The organism is Rheinheimera muenzenbergensis (assembly GCF_036984005.1).
Classification (GTDB): Bacteria; Pseudomonadota; Gammaproteobacteria; order Enterobacterales; family Alteromonadaceae; genus Alishewanella; species Alishewanella muenzenbergensis.
On the sequence record NZ_JALAAR010000023.1, the window covers coordinates 18,326 to 43,188 of the forward strand.

Here is a 24,863-nt window from a genome sequence, read left to right on the forward strand (position 1 = left end):
GTCATGATTGATGTACTGTTAAAGTTTGCTCTGGCCCGGCGCTATCTGATCCTGGGGCTGACACTGCTGCTGGTGCTGCTGGGTATTTACCACGCCAAACGTCTGCCGATGGACGCCGTACCGGATATTACCAATGTGCAGGTGCAAATAAATACTGCGGCTGCCGGTTATTCACCACTGGAAACCGAACAGCGGCTAACCGTGATAATTGAAAATGCCATGGCAGGTTTGCCGCAACTGCAATACAGCCGCTCACTGTCACGCTATGGCATGTCTCAGGTAACACTGGTGTTTAATGATGGCACCGATATATATCGCGCCCGCCAGCAGGTAACAGAACGCTTGCAGGCAATAAGGGCCACCTTGCCATCGGACACCAACCCCAGTCTGGGCCCGATAACTACCGGTCTGGGTGAGATCTTTATGTACAGCGTCAGCGCTGCGCCCGGCGCACAAAAAGCCGATGGCACAGCGTACAACGCTGAAGACTTGCGCACCTTACAGGACTGGCTGATTAAACCGCAGTTGGTTACCGTAGCCGGTGTAACCGAGGTAAATACCATTGGTGGTTATCAGCGTCAGTATCAGGTAGCGCCCGATCCGGCAAAATTGCTGGCGTATAACCTGACGCTGACAGACATTAGTAACGCGCTGTCACGCAATAACGACAATGTCGGTGCCGGTTATATTGAGCAGCGCGGTGAACAATGGCTGGTACGTTCGCCCGGGCAATTGCGCAACCTGACCGATATCAGCGAACTTATTATTGCCAAGCGCGACGATGCACCGGTGCGGTTACGCGATGTGGCAGATGTCTATTTTGGCAAAGAGCTACGCAGCGGCGCGGCCAGCTTAAACGGCGAAGAAACAGTGCTGGGTACCGTCTTTATGCTACTGGGCGAAAACAGCCGTACCGTTGCCAAAGCCGTGGCGGAAAAGCTGCAACAGGTTAACCGCTCTTTGCCGGCAGGGGTTAGCGCAACGGTGGTGTACAACCGCACCAGCCTGGTGGATAAAACCATAGCGACAGTGCAAAAAAACCTGTTTGAAGGCGCCGTGCTGGTCGTGGTGGTGCTGTTTGTATTTCTGGGCAATGTACGCGCGGCGCTGATCACCGCGCTGGTGATCCCGCTTAGTATGTTGTTTGCCATCAGCGGCATGGCAATAAATAAGGTCAGCGGTAACCTGATGAGCTTAGGCGCAATTGACTTTGGTTTAATGGTCGATGGCGCCGTTATCGTGGTAGAAAACTGCCTGCGCCGCCTGGGCCTGGCGCAGCAACAGCAGGGCCGTTTACTGACTCTCGATGAGCGCTTGAGCGAAGTGCATCAGGCAACGCGCGAGGTATTTACCCCAGCGGTGTTTGGCGTACTGATTATCATGTTGGTGTTTATGCCGATTTTTGCGCTTGGCGGCATTGAAGGCAAAATGTTTCATCCGATGGCCTTTACTGTTATCGCCGCCCTGAGCGGCGCGGTGATCCTGGCGATAACCTTTGTGCCGGCAGCCATTGCCATCTTTGTCCGCGGTAAAGTTAACGAGCATGACTCTACCCTGCTACGCAGGTTAAAACAGGGCTACGCCGTTTTGCTGAACCTGAGCTTGCGCTACTCAGTGCTGTTTATCAATGCGGCGCTGCTACTGATGGCAACAATATTCTGGCAAGGCAGTAAACTGGGTACCGAGTTTATGCCGCAGCTGGATGAGGGTGATATTGCCTTACATGCACTGCGAATTCCCGGCACCAGTTTAAGCCAGTCGCTGCAAATGCAATTATTGCTCGAGCGCGAAATTGCCGCCCTGCCACAGGTTGCAGCGGTTTTCAGCAAACTGGGCACAGCAGAAATTGCCACTGATCCTATGCCACCCAATGTCGCCGACACCTTTGTGATGTTAAAACCGCCAAGCCAATGGCCGTCCCCGGACATGACTAAGGCGGAATTACTGACATTGCTACGCCAGACAGTAGAGGCTTTGCCCGGCAATAACTACGAATTTACCCAGCCGATAGAAATGCGCTTTAACGAGCTGATCGCCGGCGTGCGCAGCGACGTGGCGCTGCGTATTTACGGCGATGACTTAGACGTGCTGACACAACTGGCGCAAACCGCAACCGGATTACTGGCAAGCGTGCCCGGTGCAGTTGATGTGCGGATGGAGCAAGCCACAGGTTTACCGATGCTGTCGATTGAACCTGACCGCGAGCATCTGGCGCTACTGGGGTTAGATGTCGCCAGTGTGCAACATCATATTCAAACCCTGGTAGGCGGTGAACAAGTCGGGCTTATTTACGAGGGGGACAAAGCCTTTGCACTGATGATCCGGGCCGATGAAGCACTACGCAGCGATCCGCAGCAGTTAAAACAGTTGCCCCTGCCCCTTACCGCTGCGCCTGACGGCCATAACAATACGCCCGAGTTAACCTATGTACCTCTGGGTGAAGTGGCGCATTTTAATGAAATTGACGCTCCCAACCAGATAAACCGGCAAAACACCAAGCGCAATGTGGTGGTAACTGCCAATGTCGTCGGTCGTGACCTTGGCAGCTTTATCAGTGAAAGCCAACAATTAATGGCCGATAAACTGCCGTTGCCAGCGGGTTACTGGCTGGGTTACGGCGGCACCTTTGAGCAACTGCAATCGGCGATTAACCGCTTAAAGTGGGTAGTACCGCTGACCTTACTGCTGATATTTGGCTTGTTGTTCAGTGCACTTAATTCTGCCAAAGATGCGTTGCTGGTGTTCAGCGCTGTGCCGCTGGCATTAACCGGTGGCGTTGCCGCGCTGTTGCTGCGCGATATGCCATTGTCGATATCTGCCGCTGTCGGCTTTATTGCGTTATCGGGTATTGCCGTACTTAATGGCGTGGTATTACTGGCGATGATTACGCAGCTGCGCGCTCAGGGCATGGCGCTGCAGCAGGCTATTGTGCAGGGTGCCGTGCAACGCTTACGGCCAGTGCTCATGACCGCCTTAGTGGCCAGCCTGGGCTTTTTACCGATGGCGTTTAACAGCGGCACCGGTGCTGAAGTACAACGGCCGCTGGCGACTGTGGTAATTGGCGGCATTGTGTCAGCCACGCTGTTAACCCTGGTATTACTGCCGGCACTGTACCGGTTGCTACATCAGCGACAGAAAAAACCGGCCTGATAAGTCATAGCACTGCATAAACACCAGCCGCTTTGGCTGGTGTTTATTAAGCGCTAACCGGTACACCGCTGTGAAATTTAAAATCGCTGTCCGGCGCTAAAATAAGGTCGGCTTCAATCTGGCCAAAAAAGCGCACCCGTTCGCTGATGTCCTCTGCGGCAATATCTGTCGCCAGCGCCAGATAATCCTGATAATGCCGCGCCTCAGAGCGCAATAATGAGATATAAAAATCGGCAATATCAGCGGGTAAATCCGGTGCTAATTTGGCAAAGCGCTCGCAGGATCGCGCTTCAATATAGGCACCACAAATAAGCTTATCAACCATCGCGGCAGGTTCATAAGTGCGCACATGACGCAGCAAGCCTTTAGCATAGCGGCTTGAACTAATTTTCTCGTATTTAATGCCGTGCTTCGCCATGACTTCCAGTACCTGATAAAAATGGTGTAGCTCTTCTTTAATCAGCAATACCATTTTATCTATCAGCTGCTGTGCCTGCGGGCTGTCAGCTTTAGCCAGCATCGATTTTTTCAGGCTCAGCCCGGCCAGCGCCTGCCAGTCGCCCTGCTGACGGTAGGTAAAATCTTCATAGGGTTTTAGCCACTGCAACAGCGCTTCGCCACTTTGTTCATCTGCGGCATAACGACGGATCAGATACATAGCAGATTGCGCCGCTTTTAATTCACAGATCATATGGTCCTGTAACAATACGGCTAAATGTGCCGGCCTGGCGGCCATTGTTAACCACTCTTGCGGTGTAGCGCAGTGTAAAAACTGCTGCACCGGCTTCAGTAACTGGCTGATTTCAGCGCTTAGCATGGCTGTACTTCTATTGTTAAATCCGGCGCGCATTATAGCCAATAGCACTGCCGACACCAAGCAGCTGAGTATGCACAATAAAACGGCGGCCAAATTTCAAACAATCTGCTTGACGAAGCGCATTATATTGGCCATAACTGATATAACGGCTATCAAAAATAGCTAAAGTTGTGCAGACGTAGTGACAAGGATAATAATTATGATATTGAATCACTTATGGGGACTGTATGCGCACCCGAAAGAAGAGTGGCATACAATAGATGCAAGACATGAAAGTTTTCGTTATAGCTTAATTCACATACTGCTGGTGGCATTGATCCCGTCGGTATGCGCCTATTACTCAGCAGTGCATTTAGGCTGGAGTATTGGTGCCGGCGATCGCATTATGTTAACCGCCGACAGTGCCCTGATGCTGTCAGTAGCCATGTACTTTGCTCTGATAGCCGGTGTGTTTGCGCTGGCGTTACTGGCGCATTGGATGGCTCATACCTTTGGTGCCGAACCCACCTACACCCAAACCCTGGAGCTGGCCGCTTACACGTCAACGCCGTTATTTATGGTTGGCTTTGCCGGCTTGTACCCTGAGCTATGGGTTGTAATGACCATAGGGCTGGCGGGCTTAGCCTATTCGGTATATTTGTTGTATGTCGGCGTACCGATCCTTATGCATATTCCTGAAGAGCGTGGTTTTATTTATGCCAGCTCGGTAGTAACCTGTGGGTTGATATTGCTGGTATGTGTGATGACCGCAACAGCGATATTGTGGAGCTCAGGTTTCGGCCCGACCTTTACCCACTAAGCGTAAAAACAACAAAAGGGAGCCAAGGCTCCCTTTTTTATGTCTGCTGCCAATTAACCTTCGTTGTAGGTTTCCAGGTTAGTGGCCATAGCCGCCTGCGATTTGGCTTTGCTGTCATCATTACGCATTTGATCTAACCGGTTCAGATAATCCTGATCAATATCGTTGGTAACATAGTTACCATCAAATACCGAGGTTTCAAAACGCTTAATTTGTGGGTTTTCCGACCGCACCGCTTCTATCAAATCAGGCAGCGACTGAAAAATTAAGCCATCAGCGCCAATAATATCGCAGATGCTGTCGACATCATGGCCATGGGCGATCAACTCATTGGCCGATGGCATATCAATACCGTACACGTTAGGGAAGCGGATTTCCGGCGCTGCTGAGGCAAAATACACCTTCTTTGCCCCCGCTTCACGCGCCATATCGATAATTTGCTCTGAGGTAGTACCACGCACTATAGAGTCATCGACCAGCAAAACGTTTTTGCCTTTAAACTCCTGCTTAATAGCATTGAGCTTACGTTTTACCGATTTTTTCCGCGCTTCCTGGCCAGGCATAATAAAAGTACGGCCGATATAGCGGTTTTTTACGTAACCCTGACGATAAGGTAAACCCAGTACCGTCGCAATTTGCAACGCCGCGTCATTACTGGTTTCCGGGATAGGAATTACCACGTCGATATCCAGGTGTGCCCACTCTCGCTTAATTTTTTGCCCCAGCATAGTGCCCATAGCTACACGCGAGGCATACACTGAAATATTGTCGATGGTTGAATCTGGCCGGGCAAAATAAACATATTCAAAAATACAAGGCGTGTAACTGGGATTTTCTGCACACTGAAAGCTGTGCAATTCGCCCTGCTCTGTAATATAAACGGCTTCGCCCGGCGATACATCACGTAATACGGTAAAGCCGTCTGCGTCTAACGCCACGCTCTCAGATGCCACCATATATTCAGTGCCAAGCTCAGTTTCGCGCTTACCCATTACCAATGGCCGAATGCCGTTAGGGTCGCGAAACGCCAGTAAACCATGGCCAATAATTAACGCTACTACCGCATAACCACCTTTAACCTTGCGATGCACATTAGCGACAGCGCGGAAAATATGTTCGGCCTGCAATTCCATCACACCACTGTTGTGCAGCTCATGTGCCAGAACGTTTAGCAATACTTCAGAATCTGATGTGGTATTTACATGGCGGCGTGCTACGCGGAAAATTTCTTCTTTTAACTGGTGTGAATTGGTCAGGTTACCGTTGTGTGCCAACGCAATACCAAAGGGACTGTTAACATAAAACGGCTGGGCTTCGGCCGTGCTGGATGAGCCAGCAGTCGGATAACGCACATGGCCAAGGCCAATATTACCGGCCAGACGCTGCATATGCCTTGTCTCAAACACGTCTTTAACCAGACCGTTCGCTTTGCGCAGGCGCAGCGTGTTGTTGTCTACGGTTACGATGCCCGCTGCATCCTGCCCCCGGTGCTGTAATACCGTTAAACCGTCATACAGAGCCTGATTAACCGGATACTTTCCAACAATACCAACAATACCACACATGGATTTTCTTCCTCGCCAACGCTAGGGCTTTTGCATAAAACTGGAATGGTTCTGCAAATACTCGAAGAACCATTCAATGATAAAACCAAATTCGGGGATCAATATAGAAGTCTGCCACCAGTCAGCGCTGGCAACAGGCGTAAAGGCATCCAGAAAAAATAATACGGCGCTGACAATCAGCACACCACGCAGTGCACCAAATACCAGCCCCAGCACACGGTCAGTACCAGACAGGCCGGTAGACTGTACTAATTTACCGATAACAAAATTAATTAATGCACCGAGGATCAGGCTGCTAAGAAACAGAATAGCGATAGCAGAAGCGTTGCGCAGGGTTTGATCCTGCATCGACGTAAAAAGCCCGGCTAAATGCGGATAGTATTGGCTGGCAATAAAGAATGCCAGCACCCAGACAGCCAGTGATATGGCTTCTTTAACAAAGCCGCGTACCAGACTGATAACGGCAGATAACGCTATGATTGCCAGTATGGCAAAATCAACCCAGACCATTTGCTACCAAAGGTTGTTTGATGACGGCGCGCATTCTACCAAACACAGCGTCCGCTTGGCTAATTATTTTCAGCCGGCTGGTAACTCATTACCGTTAGTCGCTCAAGCCCGGTTAATTGTTGCAGTTTCGCCAGTTGCTGCTCCAACTTTTCTTTACGCAATTCCGGCCCTACCAGTACACTGGTTAGCTGCAACCCCTGGGTATTGGTAATATTACGGGTGAACGTCACAAAGCCAGCCTGACGTAGCTTGGCTACCAGGGCATTGGCATTTTGTACTTTGCTAAAACTGCCCACCCGGACAACCCAACCAGCCTGTGCCAGGGCCGGGTTAGCCTGGCTTTTTACGGCTTCAGACTCAACGGTTACCTGCACCACCTGCTGTGGCGGCAACTCGGCTTCGGCTGCTGGCTGGTCCAGTGGTTGCTCATCAACCGCTGCCGGCTGCAGTTGCTGCTGCAGCTCGGTTAGTTTAGTGCCGTCAATTACCTGCTGTTGCTGCACACCTTTAAATTCTGGCCGGTCTGGGATCACCTTAAAATCATCTTTCACTACCTGCTTCTCACCGTCCAGCAGATCTGGCAGAAATATAATACCGGCCATGACCAGTATCGCTGTGCCCAGTAAACGATGTTTAAATGCGGCTGTCACCTTGCCTCCTGATGATCTGCCAGTACGGCAGACACGGTGAAAAACGAACCAAATACCACTAACAACTGATCGGTCTCTAATGTTGAGCTGACATGATTAAACGCCGTTAACACATCATCATGCAGTGTAACATCACTGACAGTATCTGGCAGAGATCTGACTAACTGTTGTGCAGGTGCTCCCCTGACTCCAGCTAAAGACACAAGATGCCATTGATCAAACAGTGACGTCAAGGGTGCCAGCGTCTGGCTAATATCCTTATCTTTGAGCATCCCCACCAGCGCTACAACCTTGCTAAAGCGCGGCTTTAAGCTTTGTAGCTGCTGCGCCAGATAACGCGCAGACTGCGGATTATGCGCCACATCCACTATTATAGCCGGGCTTTGTTGCAACCATTGCATACGCCCTGCCAGGGTCAGCGTGGACAGTACAGCTACTGTCTTCTCGGCGACAGGCAGGCAGTTTAGCTGCTCAAGTATTGCCAGTGCGCAGGCTGCATTTTGCACCGGCATCGCCGGGTAAGGCAGTGCCTCAAGCTGGTTGTGCTGGCCGCGCCAATGCCAATGGTTTGTCTCTTGCTGGTAAGAATACTGCTGATTAACCACTACCGTGTTGCAACCCAGCTTTTCAGCTTGCGTTAAAACTGTGGCGGGTGGCTCAAGCTCACCTATTACGGCGGTTTTACCCGGTCGAAAAATACCGGCTTTTTCAAAACCAATCGCCTCTCGGGTATCCCCCAGCCAATCCTGATGATCTAAATCGACTGTTGTTATAACACTGATGTCGGGTGAGATAATATTGGTGGCATCCAATCTGCCGCCCAGGCCTACCTCTATCAGGCAAAAATCACACTGCTGCTGGCGTAACAGATAAAAAGCCACCAGTGTGGTAAATTCAAAGTATGTCAGCGCTATATCTGCACGCAGTTGCTCAACAAACGCAAAGCCGGATAGCCAGAGCTCATCAGCAACATCAGCACCATTGATACGCAAACGTTCATTAAAATGCAGTAAATGCGGCGAACTGTAGACACCAACACTATAGCCCTGAGCCAGCAATAGCTGTTCCAGACAGCGCGCAGTAGTGCCTTTGCCATTAGTGCCACCAATTAAAATGCTGCGCCCGGGTAAATGCTGTAAATCAGCACGCTGCGCTACCTGCAGCACCCGGTCAAGACCAAGCTCAATTTGATGAATAGGATGACTTTGTTCGATATAACAAAGCCAATCGGTCAGTGTCTGACACGATTGGCTAGCAGGAGTTGATGTTGACATTTAACCCTTAAGCGGCGCTGTGCTCCGATTGCGGAGCAGGCAGCTGCATAAACTTAGCAACAAGTCGCGCAATTGTATCGCGCATTTTGCGCCGGTCAACAATCATATCAATGGCGCCATGTTCTAATAAAAATTCGCTACGCTGAAAGCCTTCAGGCAGTTTTTCCCGCACTGTCTGTTCTATTACCCGTGGGCCGGCAAAACCAATAAGCGCTTTGGGTTCACCAATATTAACATCGCCAAGCATTGCCAGGCTGGCTGACACTCCGCCCATAGTCGGATCGGTTAACACGGAAATATACGGCAAGCCTGCTTCGCTCAATTTTGCCAGCGCAGCACTGGTTTTCGCCATCTGCATCAGTGAAAACAGCGCTTCCTGCATCCGGGCACCACCACTGGCTGAAAAACAGACAAAAGGCACCTTGTGCTTTAATGCGTGTTCAACACCGGCAACAAACTTGGCGCCCACTACTGACGCCATAGAGCCGCCCATAAATTCAAACTCAAATGATGCGGCGACTATCGGCATGCCTTGCAAAGTGCCGTGCATTACCACCATAGCGTCTTTTTCGTTGGTCTGCTTTTGCGCAGCGGATATGCGATCTTTATAGCGCTTGCTGTCTTTGAACTTTAATAAATCTTGCGGCTCCAGCTCGGCTGCCAACTCTTTACCTGTATTGGTATCAAGAAAACTGTGCAGACGGGCACGGGCCGACACCCGCATATGGTGATCGCATTTTGGACAGACACCTAAATTACGATCTAAGTCAGCCTTATATAATACCGCCTCGCAAGACGTACATTTTGTCCAGACACCTTCCGGGATATTTCGACGCGCGGAAGAAGAGGATGTTCTGGGCAGGATCTTTTCTAACCAACTCATAAATATGTCCTATTGCTAACGCCACAGCGACTAAGGCTATGGCGAAAATACGTTAAAAAACGCCGAAATTCAGTAAACCGGCGCTATTAAAGCATAAAACACAGTACGGCGAATACAGAAAACTGGTCTTAGTAGTATGGCCTAACCGCTGATGAACAATGGGCCAGCGGCAACCGAGGGCAACGCAAAGTGCTCGGGATAGTCAACCTCTACCAGGTACAAACCGCCAGCTTTAGCTGTTGCTGCGGCCAGATTTCGATCCTTTGCCGCCAGCAATTGCGCTATCCATTGCGGCGGCCGCCGCTTCATGCCGACCTCCAGTAAACTGCCGGTAATATTGCGCACCATATGATGCAGGAAAGCATTAGCCTTAATGTCCAGTATGATGTAATCGCCTTGTCGCTGTATATGCAGATGATGAATGTTGCGATTAGGACTGTGCGATTGACACTGAATAGCGCGAAAAGAGGTGAAATCCTGTTCGCCCAGCAGATAAGGTGCCGCTTGTTGCATCAGCTCAATATCAAGCTGTTGATGGTAATGGCTTAAACCACTGCGTAATATAGCGGGCCGATACTTATGGTTATAAATAATGTAGCGATAACGACGGGCTGTCGCGCTGAAACGGGCATGAAAGTCATCCGGAACCGGTTTCGCCCAGCGTACAGCAACAGCGTCTGGCAAACGGGCGTTAGTCCCCATAACCCAGGCTTTAACATCGCGTACTGCGCTGGTATCAAAGTGCACCACCTGGCCTGTGGCATGCACACCGGCGTCTGTGCGGCCGGCACAAAATAACTCGACACTGTGGTTTGCCACGCTGGACAAGGCCGTTTCCAGCTCTTGCTGTACGCTGTTAACTTCACGCTGGCGTTGCCAGCCATAAAACGCGGTTCCGTCGTATTCAACACCTAATGCGATGCGCATGCCTTACCCTCTTACTAAACGGCGGCGATTATACCTGAAGCCGCCAGCATTTAGCAGTATTCAGCTTCTTAGTCGCTGCGCTTCGGTTTTAACATGCTCAGGCGCATCCGATGCCAGGATCTCATCCAGTATCAGTTCTGCACTTTCGCTATCATCCATTTCAATGTAAGCCCGCACCAGGTCCAGTTTAGCGGAGTAACCGTTATCTTCAGTATCAACGTCGCGCTGTTCGTGTTCGCCGATAATATCAGCGTAGTCTTCCAGCCCGACGTTGACGTTCAGGCTATCAAACCGCTGCGCATCGTCCTGATACGACCCTGCACCAGCTAGCAGGCTGTCAATTTCAACAAAGTCGTCATCACCAAAGTTATGACCAGGCTCAGTATGCTGCTCCAGCTCGGCCAGTAACTCGGCATTAGCCTGTTGTGCACTGCTATTATGTTCGGCTTGCTCAAGATTGTCGGCCATGGCTTCAAGTTCCGACATCAGCGTATCAAATTGTGCTTCGGGGACCGGGTCTAATTCCAGTTCGGGCACGCTGTCAGTTTCATCGTCGGCAGATACATCTGTTAGCTCGTCTAACAACATATCAGCTGACACTTCTGACAGCAGCTCATCATCGGTCAATTCCAACTCCGGATACTGATCCAACATCTTGCTGGGGTTTTCAACCGACAGTGAGGCCTCAGAAATACGTGGTACGCTATCATCTTCTGAGCTGGTTAAATCTAACGCTGTCAGTGTTTTATCATCGTCCACCTCAGCGCCGATATCATCCAGCAACAAAATATCGTCGTCGGGCAGCAAAGCGGTATCGTTATCAGTTGGAGCAGTGTCAGCAGCTGCCTCTGTTGCATCGCTGTCAACCTGCGGCATAAATTCGCTGGCTTGCTCTAACAGCTCAGAAAGTTCGGCACTGAGCATAGTTTCATTGTCGGCCAGCTCTGTGTCCGGATTGATTTCGCTGTCGGCCTCCGGTTGCTCTGGCTCGCTCTGAGTCAGTTCACCGGCCAGACTCTCTGCAAAGTCATCTAATTCGGTTCGATCCGGGTTGTACTGTTCAGACTCGCTGGCAAGTTGCTCGGTTTCGGCAATAATATCATCTGCCGTTTGTGCAGCAGGCTCTGTTTGTACCGCAGGCTCAGCCGCCGGCGTAGTGTCTGTGGTAAGTGTCTGGTTTAGTGCCGCGGATAATTGCTCAGCCTGTGATGGTTCATCTGGTTCGAGGACATCCGGTTGATCTAAATCGATCTCCTCAATCAGCTCATCTATATCAAAACTACTGTCGTCGTCAGCTGCCGCCAGCAGATCATCGTCAGCACCGGCCATCAGATCGTCAACTGTTTCTGTTAGCTGTTCAGCGCCAACTTCTGATAACAGGTCATCATCAGCTTCGATCTGTAGCTCATCGTCTGCTTCTGGCAACAATTCGTCAGTCGCCGCAAGTAGCTCTTCGTCAGCCTCGGGCAACAATTCATCATCGGCAGTGGCCAACAGTTCATCGTCCTGCTCTGCTATGCTGTTCAAGTCATCTTGTTGCAGGCTGTCATCGGCCAGTTCAATAACATCGTCGTCGTCATCAGCGGCAGCCAGCAGCGCTGACAGATCATCGTCTGATAAAATATTTTCCGGGTCGAATTCATCTGTTGAGGCGTCGTCTGTGGTATCCGCCTGCAATGGCGTGCTGTCCGGCGGTAACAAGCTGTCATCATCGTCAAATGACAGAGCGTCATCAAACTCTAACAGATCGTCATGCAGTGCCTGCGGCTCTGCTGCTGGCGTGTCAGTAAAGGCGTCTTCCAGCAAGGCATCGTCGATCTCAAACAGACTCTCATCAACATCATCGTTATCATCTAGCGGTGGTAAAGGCGACTGATATGACGGATTAGCCGCCGGCTCTGTTGTTGCAGCATTCACTACCTGCTCAGTATGTTTACCACGCTTTTTCACCCAGAATAATACGCCCAGCAGCACCAACAGAGCCGGAATACAGGCGGCCAAAATCCACATTAGCGGGTGCGTTAGCCAGTTAGACCAGGACGATTCGGCTTCTTTGGCTTGCTGTTCGGCTTTTTCCTGCAACAATTGCTGCTGTTGCTGTAATAACTGCCGCAACTGCTGCTGAATTTCGCTATCTTCACCTAATTGCGCTTTTAACAGTTCAAGCTCGTGCTGCACCCTGCCAAGGCTGGTTTTAAGTTGCAGGTTCTCACCTACCATGGTCTCAACCAATTGCATTGAGTCAGCAAATTGACTACGTAAGCTGTCCAGGTCCTGACGCTGCTGCTGACTTAATTGGTCCAGTTCTGCCCGCCACTGCGCTGTGGTACTACTTTTAGTTAGCTGGCCAGAGCCGGCCTTGTCTGCAGCAGGCTGGTCAGTGGCAATTTTTTGCCGCTCTGCCCAGCGCACATCGTCCTGCTCAGACTTTTGCCGGGCTAACGCCAAATCGACCTGGCGCATTTCATTAGCAGTTGGTAGCAACAGCACGGCACCTGGCCGCAGATGATTCAGATTATTGTCGAGAAAGGCGGTCGGATTTTTCAGGTAGAGTGCATACATCACCTGATACAGGCTAATATCCGGCTGCGGCCTGATACGCTCGGCTACCCGCCACAGTGTGTCCGATGGTGCCAAAGGCCCAAGCGTCTCCGGAGCAGGCAAGGTATCAGTACTGCGCGGTCCGCGAAGTTTGATTGTCGTTTCCTGCGCCAAGACTGACGACGAAAAATTGACAAACACAATAATAAAAACAACGAATAGCAAAGGCATTAAAGGTCCCTACCCAGGTTCAGGCACAATTACATCAAGATGTCGGCGGCATAACAGCCTGTCTTTAGCCGCATTGCAAACTATATTCCAGTTTTCACTGGTGCTGGTGTAATTAAAATATAAAGCACCCGGACAATTATAACCAGTACTTAAAGCAACGCATTGAAATTTATAGACTATAAGACAAAATAAAACGGGCCCTGCCGGGCCCGTTAATTATAAATAATCGCGGATTAAATGTTCAGCAATCTGGATGCTGTTGGTAGCGGCGCCTTTGCGGATATTATCCGCCACGACCCAGAGGTTAATGCCGTTTTCATGCGACAAATCCTGGCGGATCCGGCCAACAAAAACCTCGTCTTTACCGGCAGCACTGCACACCTGGGTAGGGAAATCGGCGTTGTTTTCCAGTAATACCACACCCGGCGCATCGGCCAGCAGCGCTTTTACCTGTTCAACGCTGATAGGCATCCGGGTTTCTATGTGCACCGCTTCGGCATGGCCGAAAAACACCGGCACCCGCACGGCAGTTGCGTTGACGGAAATACTGTCGTCACCGAAAATCTTCTGCGTTTCCCAGTGCATTTTCATTTCTTCTTTGGTGTAGCCATTATCCAAAAACACATCAATTTGCGGGATCACATTAAAAGCGATCTGGCGGGCAAACTGGCCCTCTTTCTCGATCGGCCGACCATTCATCAGCTGCGCTGCTTCATGGGCCAGCGCTTCTACTGCGTCCTGACCGGCGCCGCTGACAGATTGATAAGTCGCGACATTAATCCGGCTGATACCCACCGCATCATGAATTGGTTTTAGCGCTACCAGCATTTGAATGGTAGAGCAATTCGGATTAGCAATAATGTTGCGGTTACGGTAATCGGCAATAGCATGCGCATTAACTTCCGGCACCACCAGCGGAATATCAGGCTCGTAGCGGTAATGTGAGGTGTTATCGATTACCACACAGCCAGCATCGGCGGCTTTAGGCGCATAAATAGCCGACACGCTGCCACCGGCAGAAAACAAACCAATTTGCGCCTGTGACCAGTCAAAGGTTTCGGCATCAATAACCTTAATTTTCTTGCCTTTAAATGTCACGGTACCGCCGGCAGAACGGCTGCTGGCCAGAGGAAACAACTGCCCTACCGGGAAATCACGCTGTTCCAGAAATTCAATTAAATGTTGTCCTACCAAACCTGTTGCACCCAAAACGGCAACATTGTATTGCGAAGCCATGACAGTTCCTCTTGTTATTGTGCGAGGCTAAAACCTAATTGTGGCAAAAAGTCGGGTATGACCTTGCCACACAATTGTAACGAGCTGAATTCACGCCGCGGCGGGTATGACTTACGAAGCCAGTCAAAGCCCTTGCCATGCAAATAATGCCGCAGTAAGGCATCGTCACGCCGCACATCATATAACAGTCTTGCTATGTTTTGGACATCCGGAAGCCCAAAATTTGCACTAATTTGCAGTTTTTCCATCGCTGGTACCGGCAGTAACTGCTGCAGCTGTTGTTGCAGCGGCTGTTGCAGCAAGGCTGCGCAGCGTTGATACAGCATTTCAGTACCGCGGGCTTTGCCTTCAATGCTGTGGCCGGCAATATGCGCCGTGGCGATATCAACATAAGGTAACAGCGCCGTCAGAATGTCCGGCTCCTGCTCCCATACATCCAGTACCACAGCGCGGCGCTTAGCAGCCCGGCTTAAATCCTGTAATAAAGCCTGGTTATCTATCACAGCTCCGCGGGAAGCATTAATCAGTGCACAATCCGGCTTTAACAGCGCCAGGGTGTCAGCGTTCAGTAAGTGTTTGGTGGCATCATTACCGCTGCTAATCAGCGGTGTGTGAAAGCTGATAATATCGGCCTGTTGGCACAGCGTGGTAAAATCGGTATGGTTAAACCCGATTTCGTTACGGGCACGCACAGGATCACAGAGTAACACACGAATATTCAGCGCCTGCAGCGCTTGGGCCAGCCGGCTGCCTATATTACCCACACCGACAATACCGATGGTTTTTTCAGCTAACGGCCACTGATATTTGTCTGCTAAGCACCACAAACTGCTTAGCACATACTCTACCACGGACTGGGCATTGCAGCCGGGGGCACTGGCAAAGGCAACATTGCGTGCGGCCAGATAAGTTTGGTCAATATGGTCCATGCCTATAGTGGCAGTACCTACAAAACGCAGCTTAGTGTTGTGCTGCAGCAACTGCGCATTCACATTACTGACAGAGCGTACCAATAAAATGTCTGCATCCTGCAACTGCGCGGCACTGACATGTCGGCCGTTAAACAGGTTAACGTCACCAAACTGATTAAAAAACTGTTGCACCAACGGCATATTTTCATCGGCAAAAATGCGCATTATCCGGCCCTGCTTAGGCTTTAAAAGATGGCCGGCAGTGTAACAAATAGCACAAAGCCAGCCTATTGAATTTGGCTGGCTTTGTTATTTTGACGCGATATGAGTTAAGGCAGTGCTACTTCAAAAGTGTAAGTAACAGATTCACGCACCTTGTCAGCCAACGCCGAATCACTGTCGGCAGAGTAGGACGCTTCAATTAAATAACGCCCTGCTGTAGCAGGTGTAAAACTAAAAGCACCATCAGCACCGGTTTCAAATTCAATCCGGCCGGCGTCATTGCGGTACAACTCGCCTTCATAGGACAGCACACCTTTCACGCCAGCCTGCGGTTTACCATCAAGGTTAAATACCAAGTGCAACGGCTCTTCTGCCACTACATCAGCCGGATGCACCTTGCTGCTGATCTCCAGGCCCTCGCCCTGCAGCTTTACCAGGGTATTAGTTGGGCTATTTACCGTGATATAAGCAAAATTGCGGCTGCGCATTTGGGTAGTTTCTACTTTGCTGGCACCGGCAGGCAGCTGCGTCGCGCGCTCCTGCTTATTGGCCATCAACCGTTTACGCTCACCGTTAAGCTCATAGCTGGTAAAAAAGCGCAGTGGATTGGCCATTTCCAGCTTGTAGGTGCCATCGCCGGCCAGTTGTATGTCGGCCATCGATTTACGCTTGCCCTGATGCACTGACGTTACCTGTTGTACTTTACCATCCGGTAAATGCAGTTTCAGGCTGGCCAAGCTTATACCCTTGTCCGGAACAAACGTCATATTAGCGGCAGAGGCGTCCACGCTGATCCAGCTATCCTGTTTTGACAGCACATAATGGCTTGGCAGCAGCCATAAAGTGTGGGCACTGAGACTATTGCTCAGCAACAATGTCGATAGTACAACTGCGGTTTTTTTTAGCATAATATCCTGTCCTTTTTAAACTCTGAAATGCGGCCTGACCGCGCTTAACGAATCGTAGCTTTAACGACGCCTAACTCCCCCTCAGCTGCCATTTCAATAACGGCACCCTGAGCTGGCAGGTCAAATTCATGCTTAACCAGGCTGCGCCCACCCTGCTCACGTGCAGCCTCAACAAACAGTGTGTAACGACCCGTACTTAACGTTGCACCACTGTCATCTTTACCATCCCATTGCAGGGTATAGTTGCCAGGTTTTTGCGTGGCACCGCTTACTGCGTCGACCAAAGTCGTGTTGCTGCGGCCAATTTTGCGCCAAAAACGGCGTAAATCCTTTAACCAGTCTGGTTTTTCAACCCATAGGGCTATTAGTTTTACCGGTTGTTGCTGCGCATCTTCTACCCACACCGCAACATAAGGCCGGTGATATTGGCTGGTTTCTATTACCGGTATTTCTAAAGCAATTTCAGACGGTTGCGCACTTGCTACCCAAGACACCGCAAACATACAACAGGCAAGGTGGCGTAATTTCATTATTTTTCCTCAATCAACATCCTGTCAGGTTGCATTAATGCAAAGACAGCACATAAGCCAGTAACGTTAAAAACACGCCCAGCATGGCCAGGCTATTGCCGATACTGCGGCGCGAGCTTTGTTTTAAAATCAGATAAAAGCCGGTCAGGGCAAACAACACACAGGCTATAGCGGTAACATCAATCAGCACTATCCAGCTGGTGCCGGCGTTGCGGCCTTTATGTAAGTCATTCAGCAGCGCCAGATAGCCGTTAAACTCCAGCTCCAGCTCTGCGTTATTAGCAGAAAAATCAACAATAACTGAGGCATAACCAGCAGGGCGCTTAAAGTCGAGTTCCAGCAACATGTCGTCCGGTTCAAATACATAACTGAACACTGAGGCTTTAACCTGATGTTCGCTGCTTAACCAGTCGCGAAACTGTTCCGCTATTTGCGCTTGCTGCTCGGCGCTGTGTGGTAGCTCTGAGTATTGTAAAGCTTCAGGTAAGGCCAGGCTGCGTTGTACGCTTTGTTTACCGGCGGCACTGTATATCAACTCTGGGTGGTTAAGCGTAATACCGGTAATGGCAAAGAATAACAGCAACACCAACACCAGCATGGAACTGTAGCTGTGTAATAAACGCATAAATTTGGGTAATTGCGGGGCGCGTAATGGTTGGCTCATAACAACAGTTTCAGACCAAAGTATGGCTGGGCATGATACTGATAACTATTCTTATTTGCAACATTAATTAGTGCCCATTGCGGGCACTAAACTTAAAAGGCTAAAAGTTAGCGGATTGGTAAGTCGAAACTGGCAAACATTCGATCAATTTCTTCCTGATTACGCAGCATATTGGCTTTTTCTACCACGTCTTTAGTGAGGTGCGGGGCAAAACGCTCAATAAAGTCGTACATATAGGTGCGAAGGAAAGCCCCTTTGCGAAAACCAATTTTTGTCGTCGACGCGTCAAATAAATGACTGGCATCAATGGCGACTAAATCTTTATCCAGCTGTTTGTCCATCGCCATCGACGCGATTACTCCAACCCCAAGCCCAAGGCGCACATAGGTTTTGATCACATCGGCGTCGGTAGCGGTAAACACAATTTTAGGCTCCAGCCCTTTCGCAGCAAAGGCCCGGTCTAGCTCGGAGCGGCCGGTAAACCCAAATACATAAGTAACAATTGGGTGCTGAGCGACATCTTCAACGCTTATTTTGTGCCCCAGTTGCAGCAATGGATGATCGTGGCGCACGATGACGCTACGATTCCAGTGATAACATGGCAACATCACCAGATCATTGTATAAATGCAGGGCTTCAGTAGCGATAGCAAAATCGGCATCACCGCGAGAGGCCGCTTCAGATATTTGCTGCGGTGTGCCCTGATGCATATGTAACGACACTTTCGGATACTTTTGCATAAAGCCACTGATCACCGCAGGTAGCGCGTACCGCGCCTGTGTATGGGTAGTGGCGATATTCAGCTTACCCTGATCCGGCAGCGTATGTTCTTTGGCAACGGCTTTGATGCTTTCAACTTTGGCCAGGATCTGTCTGGCGATATCGATTACATCACGCCCGGCCGGCGTAACATGGGTAAGGTGTTTACCACTGCGGCCGAACACCTGAATACCCAGTTCATCCTCAAGCATTCTCACCTGTTTGCTGATCCCCGGCTGTGAGGTATACAAACTCTCAGCGGTAGATGACACATTCAGGTTATGGTTCAACACTTCAACTATGTAACGCAGCTGCTGCAATTTCATGTGTCACAGTTCCGTTTATGGCATATCATTGCTCAATATACCTGTCTGGCCAGATATTCCAACTTATTTTTAATTTGGAAAATGCTATAACAAATAGTAGCTAAAAACAGCCTGACTGCCAGCAGCAAATGCTGTCGCTACTTCAGCTGTTATTTCAGGAGATGTTATGAGCCAACTGCCCCGTACGATAGATTTTGCTTCTGTATTGGCCTCTACCGTACACGATATGAAGAACTCACTGTGTATGTTGATCCAGTCTGCAGAATTAATCCAGCAGGAAAGCCGTCAGTTATCTGAGCCAGCCAAGGATGAGCTGGCCAGATTAAGTTATGAAGCAAACCGGCTGAACTCAAATTTACTGCAGTTGTTATCGTTATACCGGCTGGAGCGTAACCAACTACCGGTGCAAATTGACGAATACTATCTGTCTGACGTGATTGAAGAAGTACTGTTAAAAAATGAGTACTTTAGCCAGCAGCGTAAAGTCAGTGTTAATGTGCAACAACCGGCTGAATTATATTGGTTTTTTGATTATGACCTGATTATCAATTTACTCAATGATGCGGTTGCCAATGCACTGCGCTATTGCCGTCAGCAGATCCTGCTGCACGTGTTCACCGATAACCACAGCTTAGTTATAGAGGTACACGATGACGGTGAAGGCTTTCCGGAATTTATGCTACAACACGACGCCATAGACATGAACAGCCCTGATTTAGCCAACAACCACACCGGACTTGGAATATTTTTTGCTAAACTAATAGCCAGCGCTCACAGTAATAAAGGCCAGTCAGGCCGGGTTACATTAAGTAACGGTGGACGCTTTGGCGGTGGCGTATTTCGGCTTACTCTGCCTTAATAGCGACAGATTACTGTTATTTCAGTAATTTTGTGATTAATATGCTAACTGAGGTCTAACCCGGATGAGGTTTAAATGCTGTTAACCTTGATCATAACACTGGTCATTGCACTGGTTGTAATCGCCGTGATTGTGAATGCCATTCAACAACATAAAGAGCGCTTAGCTACGTTAAAGCGGGCTGAGTTTAGTAAGCTTCGCACTATTTTAGAAGAAACTGAAGAGCTGATGGTCAATTCAGCCAATGTGCCGATGTCTGGCGCCATCAGTAAAATGCTGTTAAAACGTATTGCTTTTAGTTTGCGCGCCATGGTTGAACTGGAACCTGGTGCCAAAGATATTAAACAGCGCTTGCAGGAGACTGAAAAACGGCTGAATGATACCGGCGAAGCAGCTACCTTCCCTTCAGAAACGGTTACCCTGCCGGATAATGACCAGCAGTTGATTGGTATGATAAAAGGCATTAAAAAACTCAGAACGGTACTCAGAGCAGAACATGCCCGAGGTAATGTCGATACGCAAGTTGTGATCCAGGAAGACAAAAGACTGGAAGTGTTGCAGCTGCGCATCAATGTTGAAAGCCAGATTAAACGTGGTAACCAGGCCCGCAGTAATAATATGCTAGGGTCGGCCCGGCAGTACTTTGAAAAGGCGCTGACCTCGCTTAGCAGCTCGCCACATCAGGATGACTACGTTACAACACGAAAATCAGAAGTGATCCAGGCGCTGGAAGATATTGTCGTTCAGCTAAAAGAAGGCAATCTGCGCGACCGCGAGAAGAAAGAAGAAAAAGAAAACAAAGATTTAGACGAGTTATTTGCGCCTAAACGTAAATGGTAGTGTGAATACTCAAAAAGAACGGGCCCTTGATAGGGCCCGTTCTTTTATCTGGATTAGTCTTTCTGACTGGCCCATTTGCCTTTATCGTACCACAGCGACCAACCGGTAGCTTTACCATCACGCTCGGACATTACATATTGCTGCTTGGTTTTTCTGCTCCAGCGCACTATGGCAGGGTTACCGTCCGGATCTTTTGCCGGTGCGTCAGCCAGGTAATAAAACTTTGGCGACAACTGCGCCCGGTACTTCGCTAATTCAGCCACCAGCGGTGCCCGGGTTTCGCGCGACTTGGGAAAGGTAGAAGCAGCCAGAAATAAGCCGGCAGCACCGTCACGTAATACAAAATAAGCATCTGATTTTTCGCATTTTAAATCCGGTAAATGCACAGGATCTTCTTTTGGCGGTGCCGCTTCACCACTACGCAACAGTTTACGGGTATTTTTACAGTCAGTATTGGTACAACCGAAGTATTTACCAAAACGGCCTGACTTTAGCTGCATATCACTGCCGCATTTATCACACTCGATTAATGGGCCTTCATAGCCTTTAATTTTAAAACTGCCCTGCTCTATCTGATAGCCATCACAGGCCGGGTTATTACCACAAACATGCAATTTGCGCTGCTCATCAATCAGATAACTGTCCATTGCAGTGCCGCATTTAGCACAACGCTTTTTCTGGCGCAGTGCTTCAGTTTCCAGCTCGTCATCACTGACGTTTACAGCTTCATCACCAGATACCAGGTTCATGGTGGTGGTGCAGCGCTCTTTCGGCGGCAGATTATAGCCCGAGCAGCCAAGAAATACGCCGGTTGACGCTGTGCGAATACCCATAGGCCGGCCGCAGGTAGGGCAGCTGATATCGGTTAGCACAAATTGGTTTACCCGCATGCCGCCAAGTTCGGGCGCCAACTCTGCCGTTTTTAACTTGCCGGAGAAATCGCCATAAAAATTATCCAGCGCAGTGCGCCACTTCGCACTACCGTTGGCGATATCGTCCAGTTTTAATTCCATATTGGCGGTGAAATCGTAATTCATCAGATCATTGAAGTTTTCAACTAAGCGATCTGTGACAATCTCACCCATTTTCTCGGCATAAAAACGCTTATTCTCAACCCGCACGTAACCGCGGTCCTGAATAGTCGAAATAATAGCAGCATAGGTAGAAGGCCGGCCAATACCCCGCTTCTCCAGCTCTTTTACCAGGCTGGCTTCACTAAAACGGGCCGGTGGCTTGGTAAAGTGCTGAGCACTGTGTAGTTGTTCCAGCTGCAACATATCGCCCGGTTTTACATTTGGCAGTACATTATCTTCGTCATCTTTGCGTTTTACGGCTGGCTGCACTTTGGTCCAGCCATCAAAGCGTAAAATGCGCCCCTTGGCCTTTAACTCAAAATCAGCTGCCTGCACAGTAATATTGGTAACGTCATACAGTGCAGGTGGCATCTGACAAGCGACAAACTGACGCCAGATCAATTCGTACAACTTACGGGCGTCGGCTTCCATATCTGCCAGGCTGCTGGCCAATACGGTGACTTCAGACGGCCGGATAGCTTCATGCGCTTCCTGCGCATTGGCTTTGCTACCAAAGCTTACCACTTGTTCCGGCAGGTAGTCTTTACCAAACTGTTTAACGATATAGTCACGGCAAGCAGCAACAGCATCGGCACTCAGGTTGGTCGAGTCAGTACGCATGTAGGTGATGTGGCCCGCCTCATACAACCGCTGGGCCAACATCATGGTTTTCTTAACGCCATAGCCAAGACGTGTGCTGGCAGCCTGTTGCAAGGTAGAGGTAATAAACGGTGCCTGCGCCTTACTGCTGCTGGGCTTGTCTTCACGTTCAATAACTTTGTAGCTTGCTTGTTGTAACTGGGCTTCAGCAACATCGGCCTGGGCTTTATTTACCGGCCTGAAGGCCTTGCCTTGCTGGCGGACAACTTCAAGTTGCAATGCCTGTGCCGCTGAGGTTTGGGTATCGGCATCTATGGTCCAGTACTCTTCCGGTACAAAAGCCTTAATTTCGCGCTCACGCTCAACCACCAGCCGCACTGCGACAGACTGCACCCGCCCGGCAGATAAACCGCGGGCAACTTTTTTCCACAATAACGGCGAAACCATAAAGCCAACTACGCGGTCGAGAAAACGCCGTGCTTGCTGTGCATCTACCCGGTCCTGATTTACTTCGCCAGGCTGCTGAAACGCCGCCTGAATAGCATTTTTGGTGATTTCGTTAAACACTACCCGTTTAAACTTTTGCTGTTCGCCACCGATAATTTGTTGCAGGTGCCAGGCTATGGCCTCTCCCTCACGGTCTAAGTCCGTTGCCAGATAAACGGTGTCAGCTTTGTCGGCCAGGGTTTTCAGCTCTTTGACGACTTTTTCTTTGCCGGGCAAAATTTCATAGCGGGCCTTCCAACCATTGGCCGGATCAATACCCATGCGGTCAACCAGCGCCTGATATTCCTTTTCTTCTTTGCTCAGCGTTGATTTAGCGCTGCCTTTTTCTTTGCTGCTACTGGTGGGCAAATCACGTATATGCCCCACGCTGGATTTAACGACAAAGTCGTTGCCAAGATATTTGTTGATCGTTTTTGCTTTTGCCGGTGATTCGACGATTACCAGTGATTTTGCCATCTTAAATCCTGAGATAACTTAATTTTTAAGCCTGTACCAAGCGCTGCTTTTTTAACGTATATCCGCAAACCGCAGTTGTGACAAGTGAATAACTTCATTATTATGCCAATCAGCTCATTTTAAGAGCTAGCTGGTGAAACCTTCACCAGATCAAATGAAGCATCCTCAGTGGCCGTAAAAATAATAAAAACAGTGCCCAATCCAAATAAAGGATATAAAGCAAAAATGAAATTCTTTGAAGCAAACTTTGATGGTCTGGTAGGACCAACCCATAACTATGCCGGTTTATCTGTCGGCAATGTTGCCTCGCTTTCTAACGCTAAAAACAGCTCCAGCCCGCGTCAGGCTGCCAAGCAGGGCCTGAGTAAAATGAAAGCCTTGCACGATCTTGGCCTGGTGCAGGGGGTATTAGCCCCGCAAGAGCGTCCGGATGTATACACGCTGCGCCGTTTAGGCTTTACCGGTTCGGATGCTCAGGTTATTGCTACTGCAGCCAAGCAGGCACCAGCAGTATTTCGCGCAGTCTGCTCTGCCTCCAGCATGTGGACGGCAAACGCCGCCACTATTTCTCCCAGTGCCGATACGGCCGATGGCAAAATACATTTTACGCCGGCCAACCTGACGAACAAATTTCACCGCTCACTGGAGCCTGTGACCACCGGCAAAATTTTACGGGCAATGTTTAGTAACCCGGAATATTTCGCGCATCATACACATTTACCTGATAATGATCACTTCGGCGATGAAGGCGCGGCGAATCATACCAGACTTTGCAGTGCTTATGGTAAACGCGGTGTTGAACTCTTTGTCTTTGGCCGCTATGCCTTTGACAATACTAAGCCGGTCCCAAAACGCTACCCTGCCCGCCATACCTTAGAAGCCTGTGAAGCCGTAGCTCGCCTGCACGGTTTAGACGACAAGCATGTGGTGTATATGCAGCAAAACCCTGATGTGATCGATCAGGGCGTATTTCACAACGACGTAATTGCAGTGGGCAACCAGAATGTGCTGTTTTATCACCAACAAGCCTTTGTCGACAGCACTGCAAAATTGGCGGAATTACAACGTAAATTTGGCCATGACACCCAGCTGCACCTGATTGAAGTCAAAGACACTGAGGTCAGTGTTGCCGAGGCCATTAAGACCTATTTGTTTAATACCCAGCTTATCGCGCTACCAGATGGCAATATGGCCATTATTGCGCCAACCGAGTGCAAGGATAGCCCGGCTGTATCGGCCTATCTGGCGGCCCTTACAGAGCGCAATACACCAATTAAGCAAATTCATTACTATGATGTGAAACAGAGCATGCGCAACGGTGGCGGTCCGGCCTGTTTACGTCTGCGCGTCGCCATGAGCGAGCAAGAGCGGCAGGCGGTAAACCCTAACGTGCTAATGAGCGATACGCTATTTGCCACGTTAAATAGCTGGGTAGATAAGCACTACCGCGATGAAATCAGCGAAGCTGATTTAGCTGACCCGCAATTATTGCAAGAATCACGCAGCGCGCTGGACGAGTTAACGCAAATCCTGCAACTGGGTTCGGTGTATCCGTTCCAACAAGCTTAATTTAACCTACGAAAAACAAAGGGAGCCAATGGCTCCCTTTTTAGTTTAGATTTCGA

General features: G+C 49.7%; 20 protein-coding genes. 5 read left to right on the forward strand and 15 right to left on the reverse strand.

Features of this window, described 5'->3' with window-relative positions; all coding sequences use genetic code 11:
• The first annotated feature begins 3 nt into the window (after positions 1-3).
• Positions 4-3,150, forward strand: a complete 3,147-nt coding sequence (locus tag MN202_RS18815; protein WP_335737686.1) for an efflux RND transporter permease subunit — start codon at positions 4-6, stop codon at positions 3,148-3,150.
• Between the two features lie 46 nt (positions 3,151-3,196).
• Here MN202_RS18815 and miaE read toward each other — a convergent pair whose 3' ends face one another.
• Positions 3,197-3,967 carry a tRNA isopentenyl-2-thiomethyl-A-37 hydroxylase MiaE gene (gene miaE, locus MN202_RS18820; RefSeq protein ID WP_335737687.1) on the reverse strand — a complete coding sequence of 257 codons (771 nt, stop codon included), beginning with the start codon at positions 3,965-3,967 and terminating at the stop codon, positions 3,197-3,199.
• Between the two features lie 199 nt (positions 3,968-4,166).
• On the opposite strand from miaE, the gene MN202_RS18825 reads away from it, so the two are divergent.
• Positions 4,167-4,766, forward strand: coding sequence for a Yip1 family protein (locus tag MN202_RS18825; protein WP_335737688.1), 600 nt, complete (start codon positions 4,167-4,169; stop codon positions 4,764-4,766).
• A 53-nt stretch (positions 4,767-4,819) separates the two neighbouring features.
• On the opposite strand, the gene purF is transcribed toward MN202_RS18825, so the two are convergent.
• From purF to cysB, 13 genes are all read right to left on the reverse strand, one after another.
• Positions 4,820-6,331: an amidophosphoribosyltransferase gene (purF, locus tag MN202_RS18830; protein ID WP_335737689.1), complete on the reverse strand. Its 1,512-nt coding sequence runs from the start codon at positions 6,329-6,331 to the stop codon at positions 4,820-4,822.
• A 21-nt stretch (positions 6,332-6,352) separates the two neighbouring features.
• Positions 6,353-6,841 (reverse strand): CvpA family protein, encoded by a 489-nt coding sequence (locus MN202_RS18835; RefSeq protein WP_335737690.1) that lies wholly within the window; start codon positions 6,839-6,841, stop codon positions 6,353-6,355.
• A gap of 59 nt (positions 6,842-6,900) precedes the next feature.
• Positions 6,901-7,491 (reverse strand): SPOR domain-containing protein, encoded by a 591-nt coding sequence (locus MN202_RS18840; RefSeq protein ID WP_335737691.1) that lies wholly within the window; start codon positions 7,489-7,491, stop codon positions 6,901-6,903.
• A complete protein-coding gene (gene folC / locus MN202_RS18845; protein ID WP_335737692.1) occupies positions 7,488-8,765 on the reverse strand; it encodes a bifunctional tetrahydrofolate synthase/dihydrofolate synthase in 1,278 nt (425 codons plus the stop codon). Before folC ends, MN202_RS18840 begins: the two co-directional genes overlap by 4 nt.
• A gap of 7 nt (positions 8,766-8,772) precedes the next feature.
• Complete coding sequence (accD, locus tag MN202_RS18850; protein ID WP_335737693.1) at positions 8,773-9,648, reverse strand: acetyl-CoA carboxylase, carboxyltransferase subunit beta; 876 nt, start codon at positions 9,646-9,648, stop codon at positions 8,773-8,775.
• 141 nt (positions 9,649-9,789) lie between these two features.
• Positions 9,790-10,575, reverse strand: coding sequence for a tRNA pseudouridine(38-40) synthase TruA (truA, locus tag MN202_RS18855; protein ID WP_335737694.1), 786 nt, complete (start codon positions 10,573-10,575; stop codon positions 9,790-9,792).
• Positions 10,576-10,635: 60 nt separating this feature from the next.
• Positions 10,636-13,212, reverse strand: coding sequence for a FimV/HubP family polar landmark protein (locus tag MN202_RS18860; protein WP_335737695.1), 2,577 nt, complete (start codon positions 13,210-13,212; stop codon positions 10,636-10,638).
• Positions 13,213-13,563: 351 nt separating this feature from the next.
• Complete coding sequence (locus MN202_RS18865) at positions 13,564-14,583, reverse strand: aspartate-semialdehyde dehydrogenase (RefSeq protein ID WP_335737696.1); 1,020 nt, start codon at positions 14,581-14,583, stop codon at positions 13,564-13,566.
• 14 nt (positions 14,584-14,597) lie between these two features.
• Positions 14,598-15,719 (reverse strand): 4-phosphoerythronate dehydrogenase, encoded by a 1,122-nt coding sequence (locus MN202_RS18870; RefSeq protein WP_335737697.1) that lies wholly within the window; start codon positions 15,717-15,719, stop codon positions 14,598-14,600.
• Between the two features lie 104 nt (positions 15,720-15,823).
• Positions 15,824-16,624, reverse strand: coding sequence for a DUF4198 domain-containing protein (locus MN202_RS18875; RefSeq protein ID WP_335737698.1), 801 nt, complete (start codon positions 16,622-16,624; stop codon positions 15,824-15,826).
• Positions 16,625-16,668: 44 nt separating this feature from the next.
• Positions 16,669-17,154: a DUF2271 domain-containing protein gene (locus tag MN202_RS18880; RefSeq protein ID WP_335737699.1), complete on the reverse strand. Its 486-nt coding sequence runs from the start codon at positions 17,152-17,154 to the stop codon at positions 16,669-16,671.
• Between the two features lie 34 nt (positions 17,155-17,188).
• Positions 17,189-17,818: a PepSY-associated TM helix domain-containing protein gene (locus MN202_RS18885; RefSeq protein ID WP_335737700.1), complete on the reverse strand. Its 630-nt coding sequence runs from the start codon at positions 17,816-17,818 to the stop codon at positions 17,189-17,191.
• Positions 17,819-17,925: 107 nt separating this feature from the next.
• Entirely contained in the window at positions 17,926-18,903 is a 978-nt protein-coding gene (cysB, locus tag MN202_RS18890) for an HTH-type transcriptional regulator CysB (RefSeq protein ID WP_335737701.1), read from the reverse strand.
• Positions 18,904-19,069: 166 nt separating this feature from the next.
• Here cysB and MN202_RS18895 point away from each other — a divergent pair, with 166 nt between their 5' ends.
• Both MN202_RS18895 and MN202_RS18900 read left to right on the forward strand, forming a co-directional pair.
• On the forward strand, positions 19,070-19,762 hold the full coding sequence (locus tag MN202_RS18895; protein ID WP_335737702.1) for a sensor histidine kinase: 693 nt from the start codon (positions 19,070-19,072) through the stop codon (positions 19,760-19,762).
• Positions 19,763-19,837: 75 nt separating this feature from the next.
• Complete coding sequence (locus MN202_RS18900) at positions 19,838-20,602, forward strand: hypothetical protein (protein WP_335737703.1); 765 nt, start codon at positions 19,838-19,840, stop codon at positions 20,600-20,602.
• 53 nt (positions 20,603-20,655) lie between these two features.
• Here the strand turns inward: MN202_RS18900 and topA are convergent, their stop codons facing one another.
• Positions 20,656-23,238: a type I DNA topoisomerase gene (topA, locus tag MN202_RS18905; protein WP_335737704.1), complete on the reverse strand. Its 2,583-nt coding sequence runs from the start codon at positions 23,236-23,238 to the stop codon at positions 20,656-20,658.
• Between the two features lie 225 nt (positions 23,239-23,463).
• Between topA and astB the strand changes: the two genes are divergently transcribed.
• Positions 23,464-24,807, forward strand: a complete 1,344-nt coding sequence (gene astB, locus MN202_RS18910) for an N-succinylarginine dihydrolase (protein WP_335737705.1) — start codon at positions 23,464-23,466, stop codon at positions 24,805-24,807.
• Positions 24,808-24,863: the final 56 nt, after the last annotated feature.

Bases quoted from the DNA above. Each gene is read 5' to 3' on its own strand.
- MN202_RS18825 (WP_335737688.1), top strand. From the start codon at position 4,167: ATGATATTGAATCACTTATGGGGACTGTATGCGCACCCGAAAGAAGAG.
- astB (WP_335737705.1), top strand. From the start codon at position 23,464: ATGAAATTCTTTGAAGCAAACTTTGATGGTCTGGTAGGACCAACCCAT.
- MN202_RS18870 (WP_335737697.1), bottom strand. From the start codon at position 15,719: ATGCGCATTTTTGCCGATGAAAATATGCCGTTGGTGCAACAGTTTTTT.
- miaE (WP_335737687.1), bottom strand. From the start codon at position 3,967: ATGCTAAGCGCTGAAATCAGCCAGTTACTGAAGCCGGTGCAGCAGTTT.
- MN202_RS18815 (WP_335737686.1), top strand. From the start codon at position 4: ATGATTGATGTACTGTTAAAGTTTGCTCTGGCCCGGCGCTATCTGATC.
- folC (WP_335737692.1), bottom strand. From the start codon at position 8,765: ATGTCAACATCAACTCCTGCTAGCCAATCGTGTCAGACACTGACCGAT.
- MN202_RS18865 (WP_335737696.1), bottom strand. From the start codon at position 14,583: ATGGCTTCGCAATACAATGTTGCCGTTTTGGGTGCAACAGGTTTGGTA.
- accD (WP_335737693.1), bottom strand. From the start codon at position 9,648: ATGAGTTGGTTAGAAAAGATCCTGCCCAGAACATCCTCTTCTTCCGCG.
- truA (WP_335737694.1), bottom strand. From the start codon at position 10,575: ATGCGCATCGCATTAGGTGTTGAATACGACGGAACCGCGTTTTATGGC.
- cysB (WP_335737701.1), bottom strand. From the start codon at position 18,903: ATGAAATTGCAGCAGCTGCGTTACATAGTTGAAGTGTTGAACCATAAC.
- MN202_RS18885 (WP_335737700.1), bottom strand. From the start codon at position 17,818: ATGAGCCAACCATTACGCGCCCCGCAATTACCCAAATTTATGCGTTTA.
- MN202_RS18880 (WP_335737699.1), bottom strand. From the start codon at position 17,154: ATGAAATTACGCCACCTTGCCTGTTGTATGTTTGCGGTGTCTTGGGTA.
- MN202_RS18875 (WP_335737698.1), bottom strand. From the start codon at position 16,624: ATGCTAAAAAAAACCGCAGTTGTACTATCGACATTGTTGCTGAGCAAT.
- MN202_RS18900 (WP_335737703.1), top strand. From the start codon at position 19,838: ATGCTGTTAACCTTGATCATAACACTGGTCATTGCACTGGTTGTAATC.
- topA (WP_335737704.1), bottom strand. From the start codon at position 23,238: ATGGCAAAATCACTGGTAATCGTCGAATCACCGGCAAAAGCAAAAACG.
- purF (WP_335737689.1), bottom strand. From the start codon at position 6,331: ATGTGTGGTATTGTTGGTATTGTTGGAAAGTATCCGGTTAATCAGGCT.
- MN202_RS18835 (WP_335737690.1), bottom strand. From the start codon at position 6,841: ATGGTCTGGGTTGATTTTGCCATACTGGCAATCATAGCGTTATCTGCC.
- MN202_RS18895 (WP_335737702.1), top strand. From the start codon at position 19,070: ATGAGCCAACTGCCCCGTACGATAGATTTTGCTTCTGTATTGGCCTCT.